The sequence below is a fragment of the Kitasatospora viridis genome, from assembly GCF_007829815.1.
GTDB classification, from domain to species: Bacteria; Actinomycetota; Actinomycetes; order Streptomycetales; family Streptomycetaceae; genus Kitasatospora; species Kitasatospora viridis.
Genome location: NZ_VIWT01000001.1, coordinates 681,052 through 702,642, shown reverse-complemented (window position 1 = coordinate 702,642; position 21,591 = coordinate 681,052). Strand labels below are relative to the sequence as shown.

17 protein-coding genes, 1 tRNA gene and 1 pseudogene are annotated in these 21,591 nt (G+C 72.6%); 11 read left to right on the top strand and 8 right to left on the bottom strand.

Annotated elements, in window-relative coordinates; translation table 11 throughout:
* Positions 1-57: 57 nt before the first annotated feature.
* The 3 genes from FHX73_RS46005 (at position 58) to FHX73_RS03235 (ending at position 2,748) form a co-directional block, all read left to right on the top strand.
* Positions 58-363 (top strand): hypothetical protein, encoded by a 306-nt coding sequence (locus FHX73_RS46005; RefSeq protein ID WP_246213325.1) that lies wholly within the window; start codon positions 58-60, stop codon positions 361-363.
* Between the two features lie 30 nt (positions 364-393).
* Entirely contained in the window at positions 394-1,068 is a 675-nt protein-coding gene (locus FHX73_RS03240; RefSeq protein ID WP_145903174.1) for a cupin domain-containing protein, read from the top strand.
* Positions 1,069-1,260: 192 nt separating this feature from the next.
* Positions 1,261-2,748, top strand: coding sequence for an MFS transporter (locus FHX73_RS03235; RefSeq protein WP_145903173.1), 1,488 nt, complete (start codon positions 1,261-1,263; stop codon positions 2,746-2,748).
* Positions 2,749-2,794: 46 nt separating this feature from the next.
* Here FHX73_RS03235 and FHX73_RS03230 read toward each other — a convergent pair whose 3' ends face one another.
* Positions 2,795-3,901 (bottom strand): family 2 encapsulin nanocompartment cargo protein terpene cyclase, encoded by a 1,107-nt coding sequence (locus FHX73_RS03230; RefSeq protein ID WP_145903172.1) that lies wholly within the window; start codon positions 3,899-3,901, stop codon positions 2,795-2,797.
* 397 nt (positions 3,902-4,298) lie between these two features.
* Between FHX73_RS03230 and FHX73_RS03225 the strand changes: the two genes are divergently transcribed.
* From FHX73_RS03225 to FHX73_RS03205, 5 genes and pseudogenes are all read left to right on the top strand, one after another.
* Positions 4,299-5,369: an RNA ligase (ATP) gene (locus FHX73_RS03225; RefSeq protein WP_145903171.1), complete on the top strand. Its 1,071-nt coding sequence runs from the start codon at positions 4,299-4,301 to the stop codon at positions 5,367-5,369.
* A gap of 358 nt (positions 5,370-5,727) precedes the next feature.
* Positions 5,728-6,441, top strand: a complete 714-nt coding sequence (locus FHX73_RS03220) for a hypothetical protein (RefSeq protein WP_145903170.1) — start codon at positions 5,728-5,730, stop codon at positions 6,439-6,441.
* Positions 6,442-6,533: 92 nt separating this feature from the next.
* Positions 6,534-7,025, top strand: coding sequence for a hypothetical protein (locus FHX73_RS03215; RefSeq protein WP_145903169.1), 492 nt, complete (start codon positions 6,534-6,536; stop codon positions 7,023-7,025).
* Entirely contained in the window at positions 7,016-8,335 is a 1,320-nt protein-coding gene (locus tag FHX73_RS03210; protein ID WP_145903168.1) for a copper resistance CopC/CopD family protein, read from the top strand. The genes FHX73_RS03215 and FHX73_RS03210 overlap by 10 nt, the downstream gene beginning before the upstream one ends.
* A 16-nt stretch (positions 8,336-8,351) precedes the next feature.
* Positions 8,352-9,248, top strand: a pseudogene (locus FHX73_RS03205) (ADP-ribosylglycohydrolase family protein); the annotation flags it as partial.
* A 407-nt stretch (positions 9,249-9,655) separates the two neighbouring features.
* On the opposite strand, the gene FHX73_RS03200 reads toward FHX73_RS03205, so the two are convergent.
* Complete coding sequence (locus FHX73_RS03200; protein WP_145903166.1) at positions 9,656-10,195, bottom strand: EVE domain-containing protein; 540 nt, start codon at positions 10,193-10,195, stop codon at positions 9,656-9,658.
* Positions 10,196-10,801: 606 nt separating this feature from the next.
* On the opposite strand from FHX73_RS03200, the gene FHX73_RS03195 reads away from it, so the two are divergent.
* Positions 10,802-15,664: a DUF3320 domain-containing protein gene (locus tag FHX73_RS03195; RefSeq protein WP_145903165.1), complete on the top strand. Its 4,863-nt coding sequence runs from the start codon at positions 10,802-10,804 to the stop codon at positions 15,662-15,664.
* Positions 15,665-15,733: 69 nt separating this feature from the next.
* Here the strand turns inward: FHX73_RS03195 and FHX73_RS03190 are convergent, their stop codons facing one another.
* Complete coding sequence (locus tag FHX73_RS03190; protein WP_145903164.1) at positions 15,734-16,342, bottom strand: phosphoribosylanthranilate isomerase; 609 nt, start codon at positions 16,340-16,342, stop codon at positions 15,734-15,736.
* Positions 16,343-16,656: 314 nt separating this feature from the next.
* A complete protein-coding gene (locus tag FHX73_RS03185; protein WP_145903163.1) occupies positions 16,657-16,866 on the bottom strand; it encodes an MbtH family protein in 210 nt (69 codons plus the stop codon).
* 223 nt (positions 16,867-17,089) lie between these two features.
* On the opposite strand from FHX73_RS03185, the gene FHX73_RS03180 reads away from it, so the two are divergent.
* A complete protein-coding gene (locus FHX73_RS03180) occupies positions 17,090-18,208 on the top strand; it encodes a glycosyltransferase family 4 protein (protein WP_145903162.1) in 1,119 nt (372 codons plus the stop codon).
* On the opposite strand, the gene FHX73_RS03175 is transcribed toward FHX73_RS03180, so the two are convergent.
* On the bottom strand, positions 18,186-19,019 hold the full coding sequence (locus FHX73_RS03175; protein WP_145903161.1) for a metallophosphoesterase family protein: 834 nt from the start codon (positions 19,017-19,019) through the stop codon (positions 18,186-18,188). The two genes, FHX73_RS03180 and FHX73_RS03175, sit on opposite strands and share 23 nt — an antisense overlap.
* Positions 19,020-19,043: 24 nt before the next feature.
* Positions 19,044-19,116, bottom strand: a tRNA-Leu gene (locus tag FHX73_RS03170).
* A gap of 169 nt (positions 19,117-19,285) precedes the next feature.
* On the opposite strand from FHX73_RS03170, the gene FHX73_RS03165 reads away from it, so the two are divergent.
* Positions 19,286-20,032 (top strand): thioesterase II family protein, encoded by a 747-nt coding sequence (locus FHX73_RS03165; RefSeq protein WP_145903160.1) that lies wholly within the window; start codon positions 19,286-19,288, stop codon positions 20,030-20,032.
* A gap of 80 nt (positions 20,033-20,112) precedes the next feature.
* Here FHX73_RS03165 and FHX73_RS03160 read toward each other — a convergent pair whose 3' ends face one another.
* Positions 20,113-20,952 (bottom strand): bifunctional 5,10-methylenetetrahydrofolate dehydrogenase/5,10-methenyltetrahydrofolate cyclohydrolase, encoded by an 840-nt coding sequence (locus FHX73_RS03160; RefSeq protein ID WP_145903159.1) that lies wholly within the window; start codon positions 20,950-20,952, stop codon positions 20,113-20,115.
* Positions 20,949-21,569, bottom strand: a complete 621-nt coding sequence (locus tag FHX73_RS03155) for a cyclodeaminase/cyclohydrolase family protein (RefSeq protein WP_145903158.1) — start codon at positions 21,567-21,569, stop codon at positions 20,949-20,951. The genes FHX73_RS03160 and FHX73_RS03155 overlap by 4 nt, the downstream gene beginning before the upstream one ends.
* Between the last annotated feature and the right edge of the window lie 22 nt (positions 21,570-21,591).

Sequence of the window (21,591 nt, the reverse complement as noted above, 5' to 3'; positions counted from 1 at the left end):
CGGACTCAGCGTGCTCACCGAGGCGTTGGCGCTGCTCTGCACGGGCCTGGTCAGCGGGTGGGGCGAGGTGGTGCCGGGCTGGGTGCCGGTGATCGGCGGGTACCGCCGCTCGCCGCGATCGTCCCGGCCACCCTGGGCGGGCTGGGCCTGCTGGCGCTCTGGGACCCGATGCCGCTCGCCTGGTTCGGCGTCGCGGGCTTCCACGAGGCGCCGTTCAGCAGCGGCGGTTGGCGGCTGCTGGCGCACCTCTGCATCGGCCCGGTGATGCTCTGGGGGCCGATCGAACTGGCGCTGACCTACGCCTACTTCCGCCGGCGGCTGCACCCGGCAGGTGTCAAGCACGCTGCTCAGGGCACCCATTGAGGGAGAGTGCCGCCGATCCCGAGGAGCAGCATGCCCAATCACCGCGCGACCTTCGGCCCCGCCCACTGGTCCCCGACCCACGGCGCGGACGGGACGCCGGTCCCCGGGGTGTGGCGCAAGGAACTGCTGTCCCAACAGCCGCAGCAGGGCGACTCGTTCACCCTGCTGCGGTTCGCGCCGCGGGTCGGGATCAGTCCGACGGCCGACGGTGAGCGCCGGGTGCTGGTGCTGGACGGCGAGTTGGAGCTCGGCGACCGCCGGCCCCGCAAGGGAACGTACGCCGCCCTCACTCCGGACCACACCGCGCTGCGCGCCGGCGCGGCGGGCGCGCTCGCCCTGGTGCTCGCGGGGCGGCGGCTGGGCGGGCCCGCCGAGGACGTGCTGGCCCCCGACCACTGGCAGCCGAACGGCCCCGGCCAGTGGTACCGCCCGCTGCACCACGCGGACTCCGACGCCCGGGTGGTCGGCCTCAGCTGGTTCGAGCCCGGCTCCAGCACGCCGCGCCACCCGCACCACTGCGCGCACCGCACCCTGGTGCTCGACGGCGAGGCCGAGGACGAGCTGTTCCTGCCCGACGGCACCCGGCAGCTCGCGCGGCACGGCCGCGGCGACTTCATCGACTACCCGTACCCGATCGAGCACCGCACCGTCAGCCGGACGGGCTGCACGGTGCTCTTCGTGCACCAGCCGGTCGGCGCTGCCTGACCCGGCGGTCGGCACCGGCAGCCTGACCGGCGGTCTGACCGGCGGTCGGTACCGGGGGTGTCCGGTCGCGTGGTCCCGGAAGTTCATCCGTTCGCCTGACGATCAGTCAACCGACATGTTGAGCGAACAAGTTCCCAACGCGCCAAGGTGGGTCCACCGACTTCCCGTGCTCGCCCGGAGGACCACAGCAGCATGAGCGACACCCAGGCGTCATCACCCGCGCCACCCGCACCCGCCGGCCCGGCCGCCGGGCCGCCGACCCGCCGCGGGGCCGTGCTGGCCGTGCTGCTGGTGGCGATGTTCATGGCGCAGTTCGACTTCTTCGTGGTCAACGTGGCCACCCCGTCGATCGCCCGGGAACTGCACGCCGGGCCGGTGATGCTGGAGCTGGTCGTCGCGGGCTACGCCTTCGCCTACGCCAGTGGGCTGATCACCGGCGGCCGACTGGGTGATCTGTACGGCCACCGCCGGCTCTACCTGATCGGCATGGTGGCCTTCGCGCTCGCCTCGCTGCTCTGCGGAGTCGCCCGCAGCCCGGGCGAACTGGTCGCGGCCAGGATGCTGCAAGGCCTGACCGGGGCGCTGATGGTCCCCCAGGTGCTGGCCACCATCACCGCCGTCTTCCCGCCCGACCGGCGGCCCGGGGCGCTGGCCTGGTTCGGCGTGGCCGGCGGGCTCGGTTCGGTCTCGGCCAACGTGCTCGGCGCGCTGATGCTCGACGTCAACCTGTTCGGGCTCGGCTGGCGGGTGATCTTCCTGGTCAACCTGGTGGTGGCGGCCCTCGCACTGGCGTTCGCCGTGCGGCTGCTGCCGGCCGACCGGCCGTCCCGGCGCCGGCGGCTCGACCCGCTCGGGGCGCTCGGCATCGCCGGCACGGTCGCGCTGGTGCTGCTGCCGCTCTCGGTGGGCAACGGCGAGGGGTGGCCGCTCTGGGGGTGGCTCTGCCTGGCCGCGGCCCTGCCGGTGGGTGTGGCCACGCTCCACTGGCAGCGGGTGCAGCGCGACCGGGGCGGCAGCCCGGTGCTGGACCTGACGCTCTTCACCGTGCCCAGCTACCGCTACGGGGTGGCCGCCGGGGCCGCCTTCCTGGCCTACTTCGCGGGCTTCATGTTCGCCTTCTCCCAGTTCCTCCAGCTCGGCCGGGGCCACTCGCCGCTGGCCGCCGGACTGATCGTCACCTGCAGCGCCGTGATGTTCTCCGGCAGCGCGCTGCTCGCCGCCCGGCTGGTGCGCCGGCACGGGCTGCGGGTGGTGGTGGCCGGCGGGGTGGTCACCGTCCTCGGGCTGCTCCTGCTGGTGGTCCAGCTGCTGGCCTTCGGGACCGGGACGCCGACGCCGGGCCTGGTGCTCGCCGTGATGCTGGCCGGCGCGGGCAACGGCGCGGTGCTGCCGCAGTTGATCGGGGCGGCGATGATCGGGGTCCGGCCGGAGCAGGCCGGCACGGCCGCCGGGGTGCTGAACACCGCCCAGCAGTTCGGCAGTTCGGCCGGCGTCTCGCTGGTCGGCGCGCTCTTCTTCGCGATCGCCGGCGCCGCCCCGGCGGCCGGGGCGCCGGCCGCCGAGGCGGACTTCGCGGACGCGATGGCGACCTGTGCGGCGATCGACATCGCCCTGGTGCTGCTGGTCACCGGCCTGCTGGCCGCCAACGCCCGGGCGGCGCAGCGGATCCGGCACGGCTGAGGCTCCCGCAACGGGAGCCTCAGTCACACGGGTCACTCGGCGTGGGCTACTCGGCGGGGACGAAGCCCGGCAGGGTGTACCGCCGGGTGTTGGTCGCGTGCCACCAGTGGTTGCCGTCCACCCAGGCCGCCACGTCGCGCAGGAAGCGGACGGTCAGCGGATTCGGCAACTCGGCGGCGCAGGAGGCGGATTCGGACTCGAACCGGTGCATCACGTCGTTGTGGATCTCGATCGCCTTGAAGTAGGCCGCCTCCTCCGACAGCCCCTCGTGGTGCCGCAGCACGGTCGGCAGGTTGACGTGCGGGCGCGGGGTGCGCAGCTCCTTGGTGTAGGAGTAGATGTCGTTGACCAGGGTGCTGGCCAGCGCCGCCAGCGCGAACACCTGCTGCATCTTCGGGTGGTCGTGCAGGTCGGCCGGCAGCACGTAGCCGCCGATCGCGTCGACGATGGTCAGGCAGGGCCGGAAGCTGTTGTACTGACGGGTCATCAGGTACTCGGGGACGGTCGGCACCACCTCGTCGATCGACCAGGCGGCCTCGGCCAGGTAGCCCAGGTGCAGCCGGGCCAGGTCGTGGATCTCCCGGTTGCGGATCTGGTCGGCGGTCAGTGCGTCGAACGCCTGCATCGCCGACTGGTAGGCGCGGCACGGCGGTTCGCTCTGCAGCTGGTCCTGCCACTGCTGCTCGTAGGGCACCACGGCGTACGGGCGCTCCAGCGCGGAGTGGGCCATCAGCAGCCGGGAGCCCAGGCCGTGCGGCGAGCCGCCGTGGTCCTCGCAGTAGCAGTCGTCCACCGCGTTCTCCGCGACCAGCAGCTTGGCCGCCGCCTCCAGGTGGTCCAGGCCGCCCGCCTCCGGATAGGCCAGGCAGACCGAGCGGCCGGTGCCGAAGGCCTCGAAGTCGTCCTCCCACTCCGGCGGGTAGAGGTCCACCTCGTGCACCGCCCACTCCTTGGTCCGGCGGTCCACCTCGGCCACCAGCGCGGGCTCCGGCTCGGGCACGGGGTGGTGGTAGAGGCTGGGGATCGGGCGGACGGGCTGCTCCTGGTTGCCGGTACTGGCAGCGCCGGTGCTGGTGGTGCCGGAGGCGCTGCGGGGCCGAATGGAGCTGGTGCCCAGTCCGGTCGGGCCGGTCGGGATGGTCGTCACGGTCATGCGGTCCGTCCAAGGTCGGCTAGTGGCGGCGGTGGCGGCGGAATGCGTCGATCAGCCAGGCACCACTCGGTCTAGCAGCGCGGCGAAGCCGCCGTCCAGCGGCTTGGGGAACGCGTCCCGGCCGATCCGGGGGCCCCCGTGGCAGGCGGCAGCTCCGCCCTGATCACCATGGGATCACGTGACTGCGCCGCACTCCCGGCAGCCGTTGCGCACCACCGGCGCGCGCCCGCCACACGCGCCCCCTGGAGCGGCTCGCGCCCCGTCCGGATCGGCACGGGAGTCCGAAAACCCTTGGCGCCGCGCGGCGCCCGCCGGACAGAGTGGAGCTCGTCCGAGCCGCGGCCGTGCCGGGAATCCGAGCCGCGGACGGGCCGAGAAACGGGAGGACGATACCGCCATGTCCACACTGCGGGTGACCGCCGAACGCCTGACCATCCTGGAGCACCCGAACGCGGACGCGCTGGAGCTGGCCCAGGTCGGCCTCTACCGGGCCGTCGTCGCCAAGGGGGCGTACCGGACCGGGGAGTTCGCGTGCTACATCCCCGAGCAGGCGGTGCTGCCGGCCGAGCTGATCGAGGAGCTCGGGCTGACCGGCCGGCTCGCCGGCGGCAAGGCCGACCGGGTCAAGGCGGTGCGGCTGCGCGGCGAGCTCTCGCAGGGCATCGTCTGCCGCCCCCGCGCCCTGGCCGGCGTCGACCTGGCCCGGGCGGCCGAGCAGGGCACGGACTTCGCGCAGACCCTCGGCATCACCAAGTGGGCGCCGCCGGTGCCGACCATGATGAGCGGCGACGTCGAGTCGGCGCCCGACCTGCTGCCCTGGGTGGACATCGAGAACCTCAAGCGCTTCCCCGACGTCTTCGAGCCGGGCGAGCCGGTGGTGGTCACCGAGAAGCTGCACGGCAGCTGCTGCCTGCTCACCTTCCACGCCGACACCGGCGCGGTCCAGGTCTCCTCCAAGGGGATCGGGGCGCAGGGCCTCGCGCTCCAGGAGGACGAGCGCAACCTCTACTGGCGCGCGGTCCGCGCCCACGGCATACCGCAGTTGGCCGCCCGGCTGGCCGAGCGGCTGGGGGCGAGCCGGATCGGGATCTTCGGCGAGGTGTTCGGGGAGGGCGTGCAGGACCTCGGGTACGGGGCGAGCGGCCGCACCGGCCTGCCGCCCGGGTACGCCGCCTTCGACGTCTCGGCGGTGATCGACGGACAGTTGCGCTGGCTGGACGCGCCCCAACTGCTGGCTGGTGAACTGCCGCTGGTGCCCGAGCTGTGGCGCGGGCCGTTCGACGCGGCCCGCGTGCTGGAGCTGGCCGAGGGCCGCGAGACCGTCTCCGGGCGTCAACTGCACGTCAGGGAGGGCGTGGTGGTCCGGCCGGTGACCGAGCGGTACAGCTGGGCGCTGGGCGGCCGGGCGATCGTCAAGGCGGTCGGCGGCGGCTACCTGACGCGCAAGGGCGGCACCGAGTACGAGTAGCCGGGTTCGGTTAACCGGGCTTCAAGCCAACTTATGGAACCGCTAAGGAAGTTGCTCAAAGCCGCAGTTCCCCTGGTGAGCCGCCCGTCCCACTGGAGAGGTCTAGACCCAATGGACTAGACCTGAATGGTTCAGACCCTTGACGCGTGCAGCGGGTGGGTGCCACCGTACTGGCGAGCCCTCTGCGGGGTGTCCCCAGTCGCGCCGTCTCCGCGTTCCCCCACTGCTCCGAGCCGGTGCGCAGCAAGGTAGTTCCGGGCCGTGGCCGTACCTGCCGCGGTCCCGGTGCGCCCTTCGGTACGTGGCACCACGCCGTGGGTCGTTCGCTCTCGTTCGCGACCGAAGGGATCGATCCACCATGCACAAGCAGTCCGCGAAGAAGGGGTTAGGCGCCGCGCTCGGCACCGTGCTCCTGCTCACCGGCATCGCCGCGTTCGCCGGCGGCAGCCCCGCCAGCGCCGACGCCAACAGCACCAGCCCGGTGAGCGCGGGCCCGGCCACCTTCACCCAGGCCGTCCCCACCGGCCAGCCCTCGCAGTACAGCGCCCCGCTGGAGCGCTGCGCCAACGGCGTCAACTACCCGCTGAGCGGCGCCAACCCGGTGCTCAGCGAGCCGGTGACCACCCAGTTCAGCAGCAACGTGGGCCTCTCGGAGTCCGTCAACTTCAGCGGCAACGAGTACTACGGCAACTGGAACTTCGTCTTCACCAACACCAGCAACGAGGTGCTGTCCACCGACTGCGCCGTGCTGATCTTCCGTGCGCCGTCCGGCTCGGACAACCACGGCTACACCGCCACCCAGCAGTACGGCCACCCCCAGCAGGACTACCTGGAGGTGCCGCGCGGCGACGGGACGTCCTTCTACATCGCCCGGATCGACTTCCACGACGTGCCGCTGGCGCAGCGTCAGGTCTCACCGGGCCAGTCCTTCACCTACAGCCTCGGCGGGATCCCCAACTCGGTGATCTCCCTGGAGCAGATCCGGGACTCGCTGAAGTTCACCGCCGACCTCGACCTCAGTGCCAACCAGGCGCTGATCCAGCACTACGGCACCAACCGGCTGACCAACTGACGTCGGTCCACCTGGTGCCGGAGCGGGGTGGCGCCACGCGCCGCCCCGCTCCGGGCCCGGTTCCGACGTGCGATCGTGAAGGAAGACAGCCGATGGTGACACGTCGTTGGGGAACGACACCGCTCGCACTGGGACTGGCCGCACTCGCCGCCGCGGGCTGCTCCGCGGCGGCCGTCAGCCCCGGCCCGCCCGGTTCGCCCGCTCCGCCGCCGCAGCCGCAGATCTTCCAGGCGGAGTCGGTGGCCCGGCAGGAGTTCGGGCTGCTCGCCGGGGGCGGCTGGGCCCAGGCCTGGGCGCTCTGGGACGACAGCGGCCAACAGGCGATCAGCCAGGCCGACTTCGTGAAGCTGAACACCGAGTGCCGGCCGGCCCTCGGCGTGCCGTACGTGATCGGGAAGAGCACCGAGCTGGGCCGGGGCACCGTCCGGGTGGACTGGCAGCACGGCGCCGAGAACGGCAGCAACACCCTGGAGTTCACCCGGGGGTCCTGGCACTTCGCACCTGACGCGGCGTCACTCGCGGACTACCGGAAGGGCGTCGACCAGGTTGTCGCACAGAGGCGGGCCGCCGCAGCATGCCACTGACCACCTTGCGCCGCCTGCTGCTGGCCGCCCTGCTCGCCGTCGTCGCGCTGCTCGGCACCGCCGGCCCGGCCGCCGCGCACGCCGGGCTGGTCACCGCCACGCCCTCGGACGGCGCCGTGCTCGCCGACGAACCCCGCCAGGTGCGGATGGAGTTCAGCGAGCCGGTCACGCTCCGCCTGAGCTCGATCCGGGTGATCGCCCCGGACGGCCGCCGGGTGGACGCCGGCCCGCCGCTGGCCGCCGGGACCACGCTCACCGTGCCGCTCGCCCCGGGCGGACCGCAGGGCACCTACGTGATCGACTGGCGGGTCAGCGCGGTGGACGACGGGCACACCACCGCCGGCGCGGTGGTCTTCTCGGTCGGCGCGCCCAGCCGCAACGCCGCCCTCGGCGGGGCCGGCGAGGACCGGCTCACCGACGCGGTGCAGGACCTGGCGGTCTGGCTCGGCCTGGCCGGCCTGGCGAGCCTGGTCGGCTGCGCGGCGATCCGGCTGTGCTGCCTGCCGGTTGACGCCCCGCCGGGGGCGGCGGACCTGCGCTGGCCGCTCTCCGCGGGCTGGTCGGCGCTGCTCGCCGGCACGGTGCTCCAGCTCTTCGCGTACGGCCCCGCCACCCAGGGGGAGTCGCTCGCCCACCTCGCGGACCGGTCGCTGCTCTCCGCGACGCTCGCCAGCCACCAAGGGCAGATGCTGGTGGCCCGGATCCTGCTGCTCGCGCTGATCGCGGCCGTCGGCGCGGTGGTGCTGCGCCGCGGTCCGGTCGGCACGGTGAGCGCCGCACTGCTCACCCTGCTGCTCGCGCTCACCTGGGCGCAGACCAGCCACGCCGCCGACGGTTCGCTGGTGCCGCTGGCCCTGGCGGTCACCACCGTGCACGTGGCGGCGATGGCGGTCTGGGCGGGCGGACTCCTCACCCTCGTCGCACTGGCCGCGCGCGGCGTGGAACTCCCGGCGATCGCCGGGCGGTTCTCCCGGCTGGCGCTCGGCGCGGTGGCCCTGCTCGCCGTCACCGGCGGCTACCAGGCCGTCCGCGAGGTCAGCGGCCCCGCTGCCCTGACCGGCACCGCCTACGGCCGACTGCTGCTCGCCAAGGCGTGCGTGCTGGCCGTCGTCCTCGCGGCCGCCGCCCTGACCCGCCGCCGGCTCGCCGCCCGCGCGAGCACGCCAGGGCGCGCCCTGCTCGTCGAACTCGGCGGCGTCACCCTGATCCTGGTCCTCACCGTGCTGCTGCTCGCCACCGCCCCCGCCCGCCCGTCCGGCGGCACCGTCGGCGGCCCCGAGGCCACCCCTGCCGCAACGGTGGGTCGTTGACCTACGATGGGGGCCGATGATCGACCATCCCACCCCCACCGACTTCCCGGACCCCTCCTTCGGCCACCGCCGCGCCGCCCGCGACTCGCTGCTCGGGCTCGCCGTCGGCGACGCCTTCGGCGCCCAGTTCTTCGTCCCCGAGAACCTCCCCACGCTCCGTGACAACCGGCTGCCGGCCGGGCCGTTGCCGTGGACCGACGACACCGAGATGGCCTGCTCCGTGCTCTCCGTGCTGCGCGAGCACGGCACGGTGCGCCAGGACGCGCTCGCCCGCTCGTTCGCCCTGCGGCACGACTTCGACCGGGGCTACGGCGGGGCGATGAACGGGCTGCTGCGCCGGGTCCGCGAGGGCGGCTCCTGGCGCGACCTGGCCGCCGGGCTCTTCGACGGTCAGGGCTCCTGGGGCAACGGCGCGGCGATGCGGGTCGCACCGCTGGGCGCCTGGTTCGCGGTCGACCCGGCCGAGGCGGCCTGGCAGGCGACCCGCTCGGCGGAGGTGACGCACACCCACCCCGAGGCGGTGGCCGGCGCGGTGGCGGTCGCCCTGGCCGCCGGGGCGACAGGCCTGACTTACCATCAGTTCCTGCGGCGGGTCATCGACTTCACCCCGCAGAGCAAGGTGCGCGACGGGGTGCGCGAGGCACTGGACCTGCTCGACCAGCCGCACGTCGAACTCGCCGCCCACCGCCTGGGCAACGGCCGGCTGGTGAGCGCGGTGGACACGGTGCCGTTCGCCCTCTGGTGCGCCGCGCGGCACCCGGACGACTTCGCGGGCGCGCTGTGGGCGACCGCCTCGGCCGGCGGCGACGTGGACACCACCTGCGCCATCGTCGGCGGCATCCTCGGCGCGCGGACGGCGATCCCGGCCGACTGGGCGGCTGCGGTCGAGCCGCTGCCGGCCTGGCTGGCGCCGCAGACCGCCAGCCCGACCGGGGCCCGCCCCTTCGTGCGCGCCCGCGACCTCCCGGTGCCGCCGGTGCGCTGGACACCGGGCCAGTGGCAGCGCGTCCAGCACGGCGCCCGGGACGCGAAGTGGTGCCTGGCCCTGGACGGCGACCAGCTGACCGTCGCCCGGGCCGACGGCGCCCGGATCTTCGAGGCCCTGGTCACCCCGACCGGCCCGCGGACCGCCCTGGTGGAGTCCGACCGCGGCGCCTACCGCCGCGGCACCGACGAGGCCGAGACCGCGACCCTGGAACTCCTCCTCGACCGCTACTTCGGCCACGACCCCCGCCCCGACCTGGCGGAGCGCCAACTGCGCCTGCGCTACGGCGGCTGACGGCAACCGGCGATCGATCGGGTCATGCCTAGCCCCCGGTGTCAGACCACCGGCAGTTCGAGGGCTTCCTGCCCGGCCCGGTACTGATCGATCACCGATTCAGGCGACTCCAACAGGGGCTGGAGGTCACGGCGGATCAGGTCAGCGTCACGTCGGGGGAGCGCGACGGTGGCACTGCGAAGAGCAGGTCCCCAGTTGACCTTGTTGGAGATGATCTCCAGATGGTCCTTCAAGCCTGCCATGATCACGCCCTTGGCACGCGGAGCCACTCCGTGGATGCGCAGATCGAGACCCTGGCTGTAGGCCGTTCCGTCGAACTGGACCGGGTCGGCGAGGTTGATCACGTCACCGACGGCGGTTGCGTTACCGATCAGCCTCCCGGCCTCCTTTCGTGAACCGAGTGCGGTCCCCGTGGCGTAGAGGAACAACTCGTCTCCACGCTTGGGCAACGGGTGCGGTCGGTGGGGGTTCTCCGTGAAGGCAGTGCGCTGCTCCTGCAGGATCCAGAGCAGTGGCTCGCGGGCGTTGACGACGAGGATGTGGCTGGTCGGATCGTAGGAGGTGTTGGCGGTGATGGTCATGCGGATCCTTCATCAGGTGGTGCGGTTGGTGCGGAGGACGCCCGTCGGCTCTGCCGGGACCAGCCGGGTCCTTGCAGTGCGGGGGCTGAGGAGATCGCTGGTCTCAAGCCCATCGGGCTGGCGCGGCGAGGGCAGCAGTCCGTCGTACCTCCCCATGTGACCCCTCCTCGCCCTGACAGGTGCATGCCCTCTCCAGTGATGAGCCCAGTCGGTGCCCGCGGCCGCATCGGCCCGGATCGTTGATGCGCCTGGATGCTTCAGGTGCGGATGGTGCGAGGAGGATTCTGCATACGAATCGCGCAGATGTCTACCGTCCGTGTTCGATCATGAGGCGAGAGTGGTCTGTGTCCTGTAGGTCGGGTTGCAGACCGTCCGTCGCAGCGGTTCGGAGTCCGGCGCAGTCCGAGGGGCGAGCCGAGCCTCCTGTGGGCGAGCGCTGACCAAAACCGGTCTCGAAAGCCCGACAGCTTGGCCGTTCGGGCAAAGCGGCGTGGTCAGACCTGATAAGACATGTGGAGATCTTGGGAAGCAGGACCGCCGTGCGGGGTCGCACCGGTGGGATGCGTACCGCACGTGGAGGTAGTTGCGCACATGCGTGAGTGGCCGATGTCCAGCCCCGCCCGTTCCGGAGCCGATGATCCTGGTCTTGACCGCTTGAAGGTGGTGCTCAGCGGGTGGCGCAACTCTTTGCTCGACATGGGCGGGCGCAATCGACTGCTGAACTTCCGGCACACCAAGACGGCCAGCCTGGAGTTGACCTCACCCGTCGCGGCCACGGTCCTGCGCGGGCTCGCCAAGGGGTTCGAGTTCGCGGCTGTTACGGCGCAGGACCAGCCGGCCTTGCTCGGGGCGCTGCCGTCAGAGGCGCGTGAACTCGTCACCCAGAAACCCACTCAGGCGGCGCTGGACTCCGCGCTGGTCGCACTGAGTGGCAAGTCGCGGCAGATGTTCAACGACTACGGCCTCTGGGTGCTGTGGCTGGGCGTGGGAATACTGGACTGGCGCGAGGACGGAGCGCAGCAGAGCAGTTCGGCGCCACTGCTTCTGGTTCCGGTCGAACTGCGGCGCGATGCCGGGGGGCGCACCCGGCTGCACCTGAAAACGGATCAGGAGTGGATCCACAACCCCGCGCTGGCGGTGAAGCTCGAAAGGCTCGGCGTCGACTGGACCCGGGTGACCGGCGCAGAAGCCTCGGACCTAGGGACTGTTCTGGCCGCAGCGCGGGCGGTGGCCGCGAGCCGCGACGGGTGGTCGGTCGCGGAGCGGGTCGTGCTCGGCTTGTTCGCCTCGTACAAGGAGTCCATGTACCAGGACCTGCTCCAGAACGAGCGGCGGATCCTGGCGCACCCGCTGGTGCGGGCGGTGGGCCTCGGGCCCGAGTCCGGGCTGCCGGCCGATCTGATCGACTTCGAGCCGCCGGACACGGAACGCATCGACGAGCTCCAACTACCCGAGCGCACTCCGCTGGTGCTTGACGCCGATGCCTCGCAGCGCCAGTGCGTGGCGGCGGCGCTGGACCGCCGCTCGTTCGTGATGAGCGGGCCGCCCGGCACCGGAAAGAGCCAGACCATTGCCAACATGATCGCCGCGCTCATCCAGGACGGGCGCAGCGTGTTGTTCGTCAGTGAGAAGGCCGCAGCGTTGGACGTCGTCCGCAACCGGTTGCGAGATGTCGGGCTGAACGACTTCGTGCTCGCCCTGCACAGTGGTGACACCACCAAGCGGGCGGTCGCGACGGAACTGGCGAGGGTGCTCACCACGGAGGCGAGGGTGACGGGTGCGGCCGAGCACGAGCTCGACCGGGCGCGCCGACTGCGTGAGGAGCTCTCCGCCTACGCCGCAGCGATGAACCAGGTGCGTGAACCGCTCGGCCGCAGTCTTCACGACGTCCTCGGTCGGCTGGCCCTGCTCGACCAGGCCGAGACCCCCGCCGTGCTGCTCGACAGCCGTCGGAACACTCCGGCGATCCGGGCGCTCGCAGCGGGGCAGCTACGGGAACTTGTCGACGCTGGCAGGAACATCAGCCGTGCGTGGCGCCCCGTGTGTGAAGGAGAGGCGTTCGTCTGGCGCGGACTCTCGGGCGACAGTGGGCTGACAGTCGCGGAGCAGGCAGTCGACGCGCTTGCCGGGCTGCGCACTGCAGTCGAACGGCGTCCGTTCGCCGGCTTCCGGGTCGAGCCTGCCACGACGGACGCGGTGCTGCAGTACGTACGGACAGTTCGCGCGGGTCTGCCCGGTCGGCCGACGTCGGCCGACACCGTTCTCGCTGATGACTGCACCGTACTTCTCGGTCAGCTGGCCGGTCTTTTCGGCATCTCTGATCCGACGACTCCGGACTCGGCGTTCGAGCTGCTGGAGCTCGCCGATCTGACGGCCGCGCCGCACCGGCCGCCGGCCGCCTGGCTGACCCCGGCGCGGTGCCGGGAGGTGGCCCGGGCTACGACGGAACTTCGGCAGGCGCTGGTGGCCGAGTCGGCTGCGCGGGAGGCTGCGGCCCTGACCTTCGGTGACCAGGTGCTACGAGCCGCCGAACTGCCTGAGCTGGTTCGGCGTTTCACCGAGGAGTACCAGGGCTGGCAGTGGCCGCTCAAGAAGCAGCTCAAATCCGACCGGAAGGCCGCCGCGGCCCTGACCCACCGCGGTACCTGGGAGAAGCAGCTGGGCGGGCGTCTCACGGACGCTCTCTCGTGGCAGGTTGCTGCCGCCGAGGTCGTCCGACTGGCCGATCAGCATGCAGAGTTGCTCGGGAGCTACACTCCGCGCAACGAAGCCGGTCTGGCGAGCCTTGAGGAGGCGCTCGAGACCACCCTCCGGATCGTCGAGTTGACCGACGAGAACACCGATCGCCGGGCGCTAGCGGCGCTCCTGGCGGATGGCGCCGAGCCGGGTGAGGCGGTGGCACTGCTGGCCGACGGAGCACGGACGGCGCTGGCGCACTGGTGCGATGCGACGGAGCACCGGGCCAGGCTCTGGACCGAATCGGCCGAGGTGCTACGCAGGCTCTTCGAGGCACCGCGCGACGCGCAACTGAGGATCGAGCTCTCGACCTCGCTGGACCGGGCGCGGACGCTGCTTGGTGAGCTGACGGCCGATCCCCAAGGCCCGCAGGAGTGGAGGGCATACCAGGACGCGATGGCGGTGCTCGTCCAGCACGGCGCGGAGCAGCTGGTGATCCGTGCCGCCGAGCGCGGAGTTGCCGCCGGGCAGTTGCCCGAGGTGCTGGAGCAAGCGGTGCTGAAGGCGTGGGCCGACGACGTCCTGGCGACCGACGCCCGGTTGCGCACCACCCGATCCGCCGATCTGGATTCCCGGGTCAGTGACTTCCAGGAGGCGGACCGGCGTTTGGTGGCGGCCGCGGCGGGTGCGGTCGTGGAGGCGTGCAACCGGCGACGGCCACGGAGCCTGGTGGGCGGGGCGGCTGCCGTCATCGTTCGACAAGCCGAGCTGAAGACCCGGCACATGCCGGTCCGTGACCTGCTCGGCCGGACTCGGGACGTGGTGCGGTCGATCAAACCCTGCTTCATGATGAGCCCATTGACGGTCAGTCAGTTTCTCCCGGCGGACTACGAGTTCGATGTGGTGATCTTCGACGAGGCATCGCAGGTGCGCCCGGGTGACGCGATCAACTGCATCTACCGTGGCAGGGCGGTGGTGGTCGCAGGTGATGCGAAGCAGCTTCCGCCGACCTCGTTCTTCGACTCCTCGGTCGAGGACGAGGGGGAGGAGTACAGCGAGGAGCTACCCGATTCGTTCGAGTCCCTGTTGGACGCTTGCAAGGCCGGGACGATGCGGGAGCTCCCGCTGCGATGGCACTATCGCAGCAGGCACGAGAACTTGATCGCGTTCAGCAACCACTCGTTCTACCGGAACTCGATGGTGACCTTCCCCGGTGCCCTGGACGAGGGCAATGACGTAGGGGTCGCATTTCTGCGGGCCGACGGTGTCTACGACCGCGGTGGACGTCGGGACAACCGCATCGAGGCGCGGTTCGTGGCGGACCGGGTGATCCACCACTTCGACACCCGGCCCAGGCGCTCGCTGGGCGTGGTCGCGCTCTCCCAGGCTCAGGCCACTGCGATCGAGGAAGAGGTTCAACAGGCCAGGCTCCGCCGCCCGGACCTGGACCGCTGCTTCAGCGAGGACCGGCTCGACGGCTTCTTCGTCAAGAACCTTGAGTCGGTCCAGGGCGACGAACGCGATGTGATGATCATGTCCGTTGGGTACGGTCCAGACCAGCAGGGCAAGGTGGGACTCAACTTCGGGCCGATCAATCGCGATGGCGGCTGGCGGCGACTGAACGTGGCGGTGACCCGCGCCCGCTATCGAATGGAGGTGATTGCCTCATTCCACGGCGGCAGCCTTGCGGACAGTGCCAACAAGAGCCTCCAGCACCTGAAGCGCTATCTGGAGTACGCGCAGGACGGTCCTGCTGTCCTCGCACGCGACCTCGTTCAGGAAGACGCGGAACCGGACAGCCCGTTCGAGGAGTCGGTGCTCAACGTGCTGCGGGACTGGGGGTATCAGGTCCAGCCGCAGGTCGGTGTCGCGGGCTACCGCATCGATCTGGGGGTGCGGTATCCGGAGCTGCCCGGTGCGTATGCGCTCGGCATCGAGTGTGACGGTGCCATGTACCACTCGTCCAAGGCAGCCCGCGACCGGGACCGGCTGCGGGAACAGGTGCTGACCGGGCTCGGTTGGCGGCTCCATCGGATCTGGGGTACGGACTGGTACCGAGGCCGGACCGAGGCCGAGGCTCGTCTGCGCGAGGCGGTCCAGCAGGCCACGGAGCGCGGACCGCTGGGAACGACGTTCTCAGCTCGACCGGTTGAAGACGAGCCCAATGGTGATCGCCCGACGGGATCGGCGGTGGAGCTGGCGGACGTTCCGGCGGAGCCGGGGCGCGTCCCGGTCGCAGCTCCGGAGCGGCTGTGGAGCGCGACGTACCAGGTGTATCGGGGCTCGGTGTCCGTCCCGTACGAGCTGCACACACCGGAGGCTCGACCCGCCCTTGAGGGGCTGCTGCGGGCGATCGTCGAACTGGAGGGGCCGATCCACGATGAGCTGCTGGTCCAGCGGGTCCGGGAGGTCTGGGGCGTCGGGCGGGCCGGGACGCGGATCCGCGACAACATCGACGTCGTTCTCGGTCGCCTGAGCCGGTCCGGATGGATCCTGCGCGAGGAGCATTTCTCCACGGTGCGAGGAAGCGGTGAGTCGAAGGCCCGTCACCCTGACGGGGATGCAGCTCGCAAGTGCGACCAGATCGCTCCCGAGGAGCGGCGGCTCGCCCTGCGTGAGCTGGTGGTCGAGTGCCCGGGCATGTCCGAGGACGAGGTGATCCGGCAGGCCTGCGAGTTCTTCGGGTGGCGACGGGTCACCAGGGACACTCGTGCAAGCCTGGAGTCCGACCTTGCGGCGCTCTACCAGGCAGGCGTCCTCGACCACACCGGCGGTGTGGTCAGAGCGTTGTGACAGGGGTGACGAAGCGGGTGACAGCGGGCGACGCGGGCGCGATCACCGCGAAGGCCCGCAACTGCCCGGTCAGGCGAGCGCCGCGCCCCGGGCGTTGGCGACGAACTCGCGGATCAGCCCGTGGTCCTTCACCCCGCGGCTCGACTCGACCCCGCTCGACACGTCCACGCCCCACGGCCGGGCGGCCCGGATCGCGTCGGCGACGTTGGCGGGGGTGAGGCCGCCGGCCAGCAGCCAGTGGCCGCGGGGGCGGGCGGCGTCCAGCAGGGAGAGGTCCCAGCGGGCGCCGGAGCCGGCCACGGGGGCGTCGAGCAGCAGGAACTCCTCGCCGAAGGCGCCGGTGGCGAGGTCGGTGCCGGGGCGCAGCGCGGTCGCCCGGAGCAGGCGCAGGGGGAGGGCGGCGACCTCGGCGAAGTCCTCGTGCAGGTAGTCGCCGTGCAGTTGCAGCGCCTGCACGCCGGCGGCCAGCGCGCGGCGCCCGGCCTCGGCGGCGGGCACGCCGGCGGTGACGGCGACGGTGAGCACGTGCGGGGGCACCAGGGCGGCCAGCTCGCGCGCCTCGGCCGGATCGAGCCGGCGCACGCTCTCGGTCAGCACGAACCCGATCGCGTCGGCCCCGGCCTCGACGGCGGCGGCCACGTCCCCGGGGGTCCGGACCCCGCATACCTTGACGAACATGGGGTCAGCTTAGGGCGTGTCTTTCGGGTCACGTCGGATAGCGGGCGTCTCCCCCAGCCTTCGGCCGGGAGGTGCCCCCACGGGTGCGTGCATCGGCGGCGCCGAGGATGGGGGCCCCTCCCAGCCGAAGGCTGGGGGAGAGTCCATGCGGAGCATCGGCGACTGACGAGAAGCCGGCGTGGGGGTACCTCCCGGCCGAAGGCTGGGGGCGTGCGTGCCCCGGCGGCGACCGCCCGGCGTGATCCGAAAGACACGCCCTAATGCGTGGTCCCCGGCGCCCCGCGGGTCCGTGGACCCGCGGGGCCGGAGCGGACTCAGGCCGACATCGCCTTGATCAGGCTGGCCGGGCGCATGTCGGTCCAGTTGGTCTCGACGTAGTCCAGGCAGTCCTGCCGCGCGGCCGGGCCGTGCGCGACGGTCCAGCCGGCCGGGACCTCGGCGAACTCGGGCCAGAGCGAGTGCTGGTTCTCCTCGTTCACCAGTACCAGGAAGGTGCCCTCGGGGTCCTCGAACGGGTTGGTCATCGGCGTTCCTCTCAACGGCGCGGTCGGCCCGGCTGACGGGTGCTCAGCCGGCGGGCCCCATTCTGCGCGATCCGGCCCGCTCCCAACAGGCCCGAAGTGGTCGCCGTCGCCGGCGCGGGAGGCCGCCCCCGGGCCGCCGGGCGCTTCGTGGACGGGTGTTAGTCTCGCCGTTCCGCCTCCGTCCGAGCGAAGCGCCGCGCAGCCGAAGGAAACCGACGTCACCATGGCCTCCACCCTCGTCATCACCAACGACTTCCCGCCCCGCCAGGGCGGGATCGAGACCTTCGTCCACGCGATGGTGACCCGGATGCCGGCCGAGGACGTGGTGGTCTACACCTCGCGCGAGCCGGGCGACCGCGCCTACGACGCGACCCTGCCGTTCCCGGTGGTCCGGGACAGCAGCCGGATGCTGCTGCCCAGCGGCCGGGTCACCAAGCGGGCCGCCGAGATAGCCCGGGCGCACGGCTGCGACCGGGTCTGGTTCGGCGCGGCGGCCCCGCTGGCCCTGATGGCGCCGGCGCTGCGCCGCCAGGGCATCCGCAAGATGGTGGCCACCACCCACGGCCACGAGATCTGGTGGGCCAGGATCCCCGGCGCCCGGCAGGCGCTCGGCCGGATCGGGCGCAACGTGGACGCCGTCACCTACCTCGGCCAGTACACCCGGGCCCGGATAGCGCCCGCGCTCGGCCCGCGCGCCGAGCTGACCCGGCTGGTCCCCGGGGTGGACGCCGAGGTGTTCCGCCCCGACCCGTCGGCCCGCGAGCGGCTGCGCGCCGAACTGGGCCTGGACGGCAAGCAGGTGATCGCCTGCGTCGCCCGCACCGTGCCGCGCAAGGGCCAGGACATGCTGATCCGGGCGCTGCCGCTGATCCGCCGCCAGGTGCCCGAGGCGGTGCTGCTGATCGTCGGCACCGGCCCGTACGAGGCCGAGCTGCGCAAGCTGGCCGAGCGCACCGCCCCGGGCGCCGTGCACTTCCTCGGCGGCCGCAAGCACGCCGAGACCCCGCCCTACTACGCCGCCGCCGACGTCTTCGCGATGCCCTGCCGCACCCGCAAGGCCGGCCTGGAGGCGGAGGGCCTGGGCATCGTCTTCCTGGAGGCGGCCGCGGCCGGCCTCCCGGTGGTGGTCGGCCGCTCCGGCGGCGCCCCGGACACCGTGCGGGACGGCGAGACCGGCCACGTGGTGGACGGCGCCTCCCCGGCCTCGATCGCCCGGGCGCTGACCCGGATACTGCTCGACCCGGAGCGCTCCGAGATGGGCGCGGCCGGCCGCCGCTGGGTGCAGGACGAGTGGTCCTGGGACGCCTCGGCCCGCCGGCTCACCGAGCTGCTGGCCCCTTGATCGGCCGCAGCCAGGTGCGGTGCCCGCGCGGCTTCCACTCGCGCGGGTAGCCGACCGAGACCTCCTCGAACCGGACGCCGTCGTACCAGGTGACCCGGGGGATGTGCAGGTGGCCGTAGACCATGGCGGCCGCGCGGTACTTCAGGTGCCAGTCGGCGGTCAGCTCGGTGCCGCACCACTGGGCGAACTGCGGGTAGCGCAGGATCCTGGTGGGCTCGCGGACCAGCGGGTAGTGGTTGATCAGCACGGTGCGCAGCGAGGGGTCGATCTCGCCGAGCCGGCGCTCGGTCAGCTCGATCCGGGCCCGGCACCAGTCGCCGCGGGTCGGGTACGGGTCCGGGTGCAGCAGGAACTCGTCGGAGCAGACGATCCCCGAGTCGTGCGCGATCTGCAGCGACTCCTCGACGGTGGTCGCGCCGGGCGCCATGAACGAGTAGTCGTAGAGCGTGAAGAGCGGGGCCACCACGAGCTGCTCGTCCTCGCCCTGCCAGACCGGGTAGGGGTCCTCGGGGGAGTGCACGCCGAGCCGGCGGCAGAGCTCGACCAGCTTCTGGTAGCGCTCGACGCCGCGCAGCTGCACCGGGTCGTTGGGGTGCGTCCACAGCTCGTGGTTGCCGGGGGCCCAGATCAGCTCGGCGAACCGGTCGCGGAGCACGGCGAGCACCCAGGCGATGTCCTCGAAGCGTTCGCAGACGTCCCCGGCGATGATCAGCCAGTCCGACGGGTCGTCAGGACGCAGCGACTCCACGATCGACCGGTTCTCCGGGTGGCCGATGTGCAGGTCGCTGATCGCGAGCAGGTTGCCGGACACGGCTCACTCCTCCGTCGTTGACAGTGCCCCGAGTGGGATTCGAACCCACGCTGTCGGTGGTTTGAGCACCGTGTCTCTCCCGCTGGACTACCGAGGCCGGTCATGGGTGAGGGGCAGTCAGCTCCCCCGTCCCGTCCAGCAACATACCTTGTCCGGCGCCGTAGCGACAGAGTGATCAACTGCGCCCCCGGCGGGGCTGCCGCCGGCCGGGTCCGGCCTGCGACGATGGGGCCGACCAGCAGGGGACCACGACGGCAGGAGCGCCGATGCAGTCAGCGGACCGGATCGACCAGGTCTTCTGCCTGCCCTACGCGGGCGGCAGCAGCATGATCTTCACCAAGTGGCCGGTGCCGCCGGGCGCCCCGCGCTGGCAGGGACTGGACTACCCGGCCCACCTGCTGACGCTGCGTCAGCCGCCGGCCGCGAGCATCGAGGAGCTGGCCGCCGCGATGGCGGCCAAGGTGTTGGAGCGGGCCGCCGGGCCGTACGCGCTGTTCGGGGTGAGCATGGGCGCGCTGGTGGCCTACGAGGCCGCGCTGCTGGCCGAGGCCGCCGGTCGCGGCCCGGAGCTGCTGGTGCTGGCCGCCTGCCTGCCGCCGGACCGGCTGCTGCCCCACCCCGGCTACCGGCTCTCCGGGATCGAGCCGGACGACGCCATGCTGGCGGCCTTCGCCGCGCGCTACCAGGGCATGGACGAGCAGGCGCTGGGCGATCCGCGGATCCGCGAGCTGGTGCTGCCGGTGCTCCGCGCGGACGTGCGGCTCTACGAGGAGTACGGCGAGCGGCACGCGGGCGCCCCGGCCCGGCCGGTCGCCGCCGACCTGCTGCTGATCGGCGGCACCGGGGACACCGCGGTGCCCCTGGCGGAGCTGGCGTGCTGGCGAGAGCACGGCACCGGCGCGGCGGAGCTGCTGGAGTTCGAGGGCGACCACTTCTTCGTGGACAAGCGGGCGCCCGAGCTGGTGGCCGAGCTGACGGCGCGTCTGCGACGGCGCTCGGTGCCGGTGCGCTGAGGCCCGGACCGAACGGGGCCGAACGCACGGGTGCCCGGGGCGAACGCCCCGGGCACCAGCACGGCTCAGCGCAGCACGGCTCAGCGCTCCGCGGCCTCCACGGTGTGCCGCAGCAGCAGCGCGGTGGTGACCGGGCCGACGCCGCCCGGCACCGGGGTGAGCGCCCCGGCGACCTCGGCGACCGCCGGGTCCACGTCGCCGGCCAGCCCGCCGTCCTCGGTCGGGTTGGTGCCCACGTCGATCACGGTGGCACCCGGGCGCACGTGCCCGGGGGTGATCAGGCCGGCCCGGCCGACCGCCGCCACCAGCACCTCGGCGGAGCCGGTCAGGGCGGCCAGGTCGGTGGTGCGCGAGTGGCAGACCGTCACGGTGGCGTTGCGGTCCAGCAGCAGGTGCGCGGCGGGCTTGCCGACCACGGTGGAGCGGCCGACCACCACCACGTGCTTGCCCTGGAGCTCGACCTCGTAGTGTTCCAGGATGCTGAGCACGGCCTCGGCGGTGGCCGGGGCGAAGGCCGGCAGCCCGGCGGCCAGGCGGCCGAGCGAGAGCGGGCTGGCGCCGTCCACGTCCTTGGCGAAGTCGATCGCGCCGGCCAGCTCCTCCAGCCGGGCACCGGCCGGCAGCGGGGTCTGCAGCATCAGGCCGTGCACCGAGTCGTCGGCGCTCAGCCGCTCCAGGGTGGCGGTGATCTCCGCGGTGGTGGCGGCCGGGCCGAGGTCCACGATGTCGCAGGTGATGCCGACCTTGCCGGCGGCCTTGGCGATCGAGCGGACGTACCAGGCGCTGGCCTCGTCGTCGGTCGCGGTGACCACGGCGAGGCGGGGGGTGCGGCCCTGCTCGGTCAGCTTGGCGGCGCGCTCGGCGACGTCGGTGCGGATCCGGGTGGCCAGCGGGCCGCCCTTGAACTCGGTGGCGGTCACTTGGTGATCTCCTTCCGCACCGCGTCGGTGACGGCCTCGGCCGCGGCGGCGATCTGGTCCACGTCGGCGATGGCGGCGAGCAGTTCGGCCTTGGCCGCCTCGTCCTTGATCCCGCCGAGGTTGATCTCGACGTTGACCCGGGCGGTGGTGGCGGCGGCCCGGGCGGCCTCGGTGGCGGCGGCCACGTCGGTCAGCACGTTGCGGTTGCCGATCGGGGCCAGCTCCGCGCCGAGGGCGACCAGCTTGCGGGCGGCGGCGATGGTGTCGGCCGGCGGCTGGGCGGCGCCGACCAGGGCGCCGGCGATCGCGGCCGAGCGGGCGGCCTTCTCCTCGGGGGTGGCCTTGGGCAGTCCGTAGGCGTCGGTGACGGCGGTGAACGCGGCGGCGTCCTCCTCGGCCAGCCGCAGCGCGGTGTCGCCCAGCTCCTCGGCCTCGGCCAGGATCCGCGCGATCGCGTCCTGCACCTCGGCGTAGCGCTCGCCGGTGGTGTAGCGGGCCACCATGCACAGCAGCGCCGCGCTCTGAGCCGCGTGCAGCGCGGCGCTCGCCCCGCCGCCCGGGGCGGGCACCCGGGCCCCCAGTTGCCGCAGGAACTCGCCGATGGTCAGGTCGCGCATCTGTCTCCCTCAGGGAGTCGGG

Bases quoted from the DNA above. Each gene is read 5' to 3' on its own strand.
- FHX73_RS03240 (WP_145903174.1), top strand. From the start codon at position 394: ATGCCCAATCACCGCGCGACCTTCGGCCCCGCCCACTGGTCCCCGACC.
- FHX73_RS03235 (WP_145903173.1), top strand. From the start codon at position 1,261: ATGAGCGACACCCAGGCGTCATCACCCGCGCCACCCGCACCCGCCGGC.
- FHX73_RS03230 (WP_145903172.1), bottom strand. From the start codon at position 3,901: ATGACCGTGACGACCATCCCGACCGGCCCGACCGGACTGGGCACCAGC.
- FHX73_RS03225 (WP_145903171.1), top strand. From the start codon at position 4,299: ATGTCCACACTGCGGGTGACCGCCGAACGCCTGACCATCCTGGAGCAC.
- FHX73_RS03220 (WP_145903170.1), top strand. From the start codon at position 5,728: ATGCACAAGCAGTCCGCGAAGAAGGGGTTAGGCGCCGCGCTCGGCACC.
- FHX73_RS03215 (WP_145903169.1), top strand. From the start codon at position 6,534: ATGGTGACACGTCGTTGGGGAACGACACCGCTCGCACTGGGACTGGCC.
- FHX73_RS03210 (WP_145903168.1), top strand. From the start codon at position 7,016: ATGCCACTGACCACCTTGCGCCGCCTGCTGCTGGCCGCCCTGCTCGCC.
- FHX73_RS03200 (WP_145903166.1), bottom strand. From the start codon at position 10,195: ATGACCATCACCGCCAACACCTCCTACGATCCGACCAGCCACATCCTC.
- FHX73_RS03195 (WP_145903165.1), top strand. From the start codon at position 10,802: ATGTCCAGCCCCGCCCGTTCCGGAGCCGATGATCCTGGTCTTGACCGC.
- FHX73_RS03190 (WP_145903164.1), bottom strand. From the start codon at position 16,342: ATGTTCGTCAAGGTATGCGGGGTCCGGACCCCCGGGGACGTGGCCGCC.
- FHX73_RS03185 (WP_145903163.1), bottom strand. From the start codon at position 16,866: ATGACCAACCCGTTCGAGGACCCCGAGGGCACCTTCCTGGTACTGGTG.
- FHX73_RS03180 (WP_145903162.1), top strand. From the start codon at position 17,090: ATGGCCTCCACCCTCGTCATCACCAACGACTTCCCGCCCCGCCAGGGC.
- FHX73_RS03165 (WP_145903160.1), top strand. From the start codon at position 19,286: ATGCAGTCAGCGGACCGGATCGACCAGGTCTTCTGCCTGCCCTACGCG.
- FHX73_RS03155 (WP_145903158.1), bottom strand. From the start codon at position 21,569: ATGCGCGACCTGACCATCGGCGAGTTCCTGCGGCAACTGGGGGCCCGG.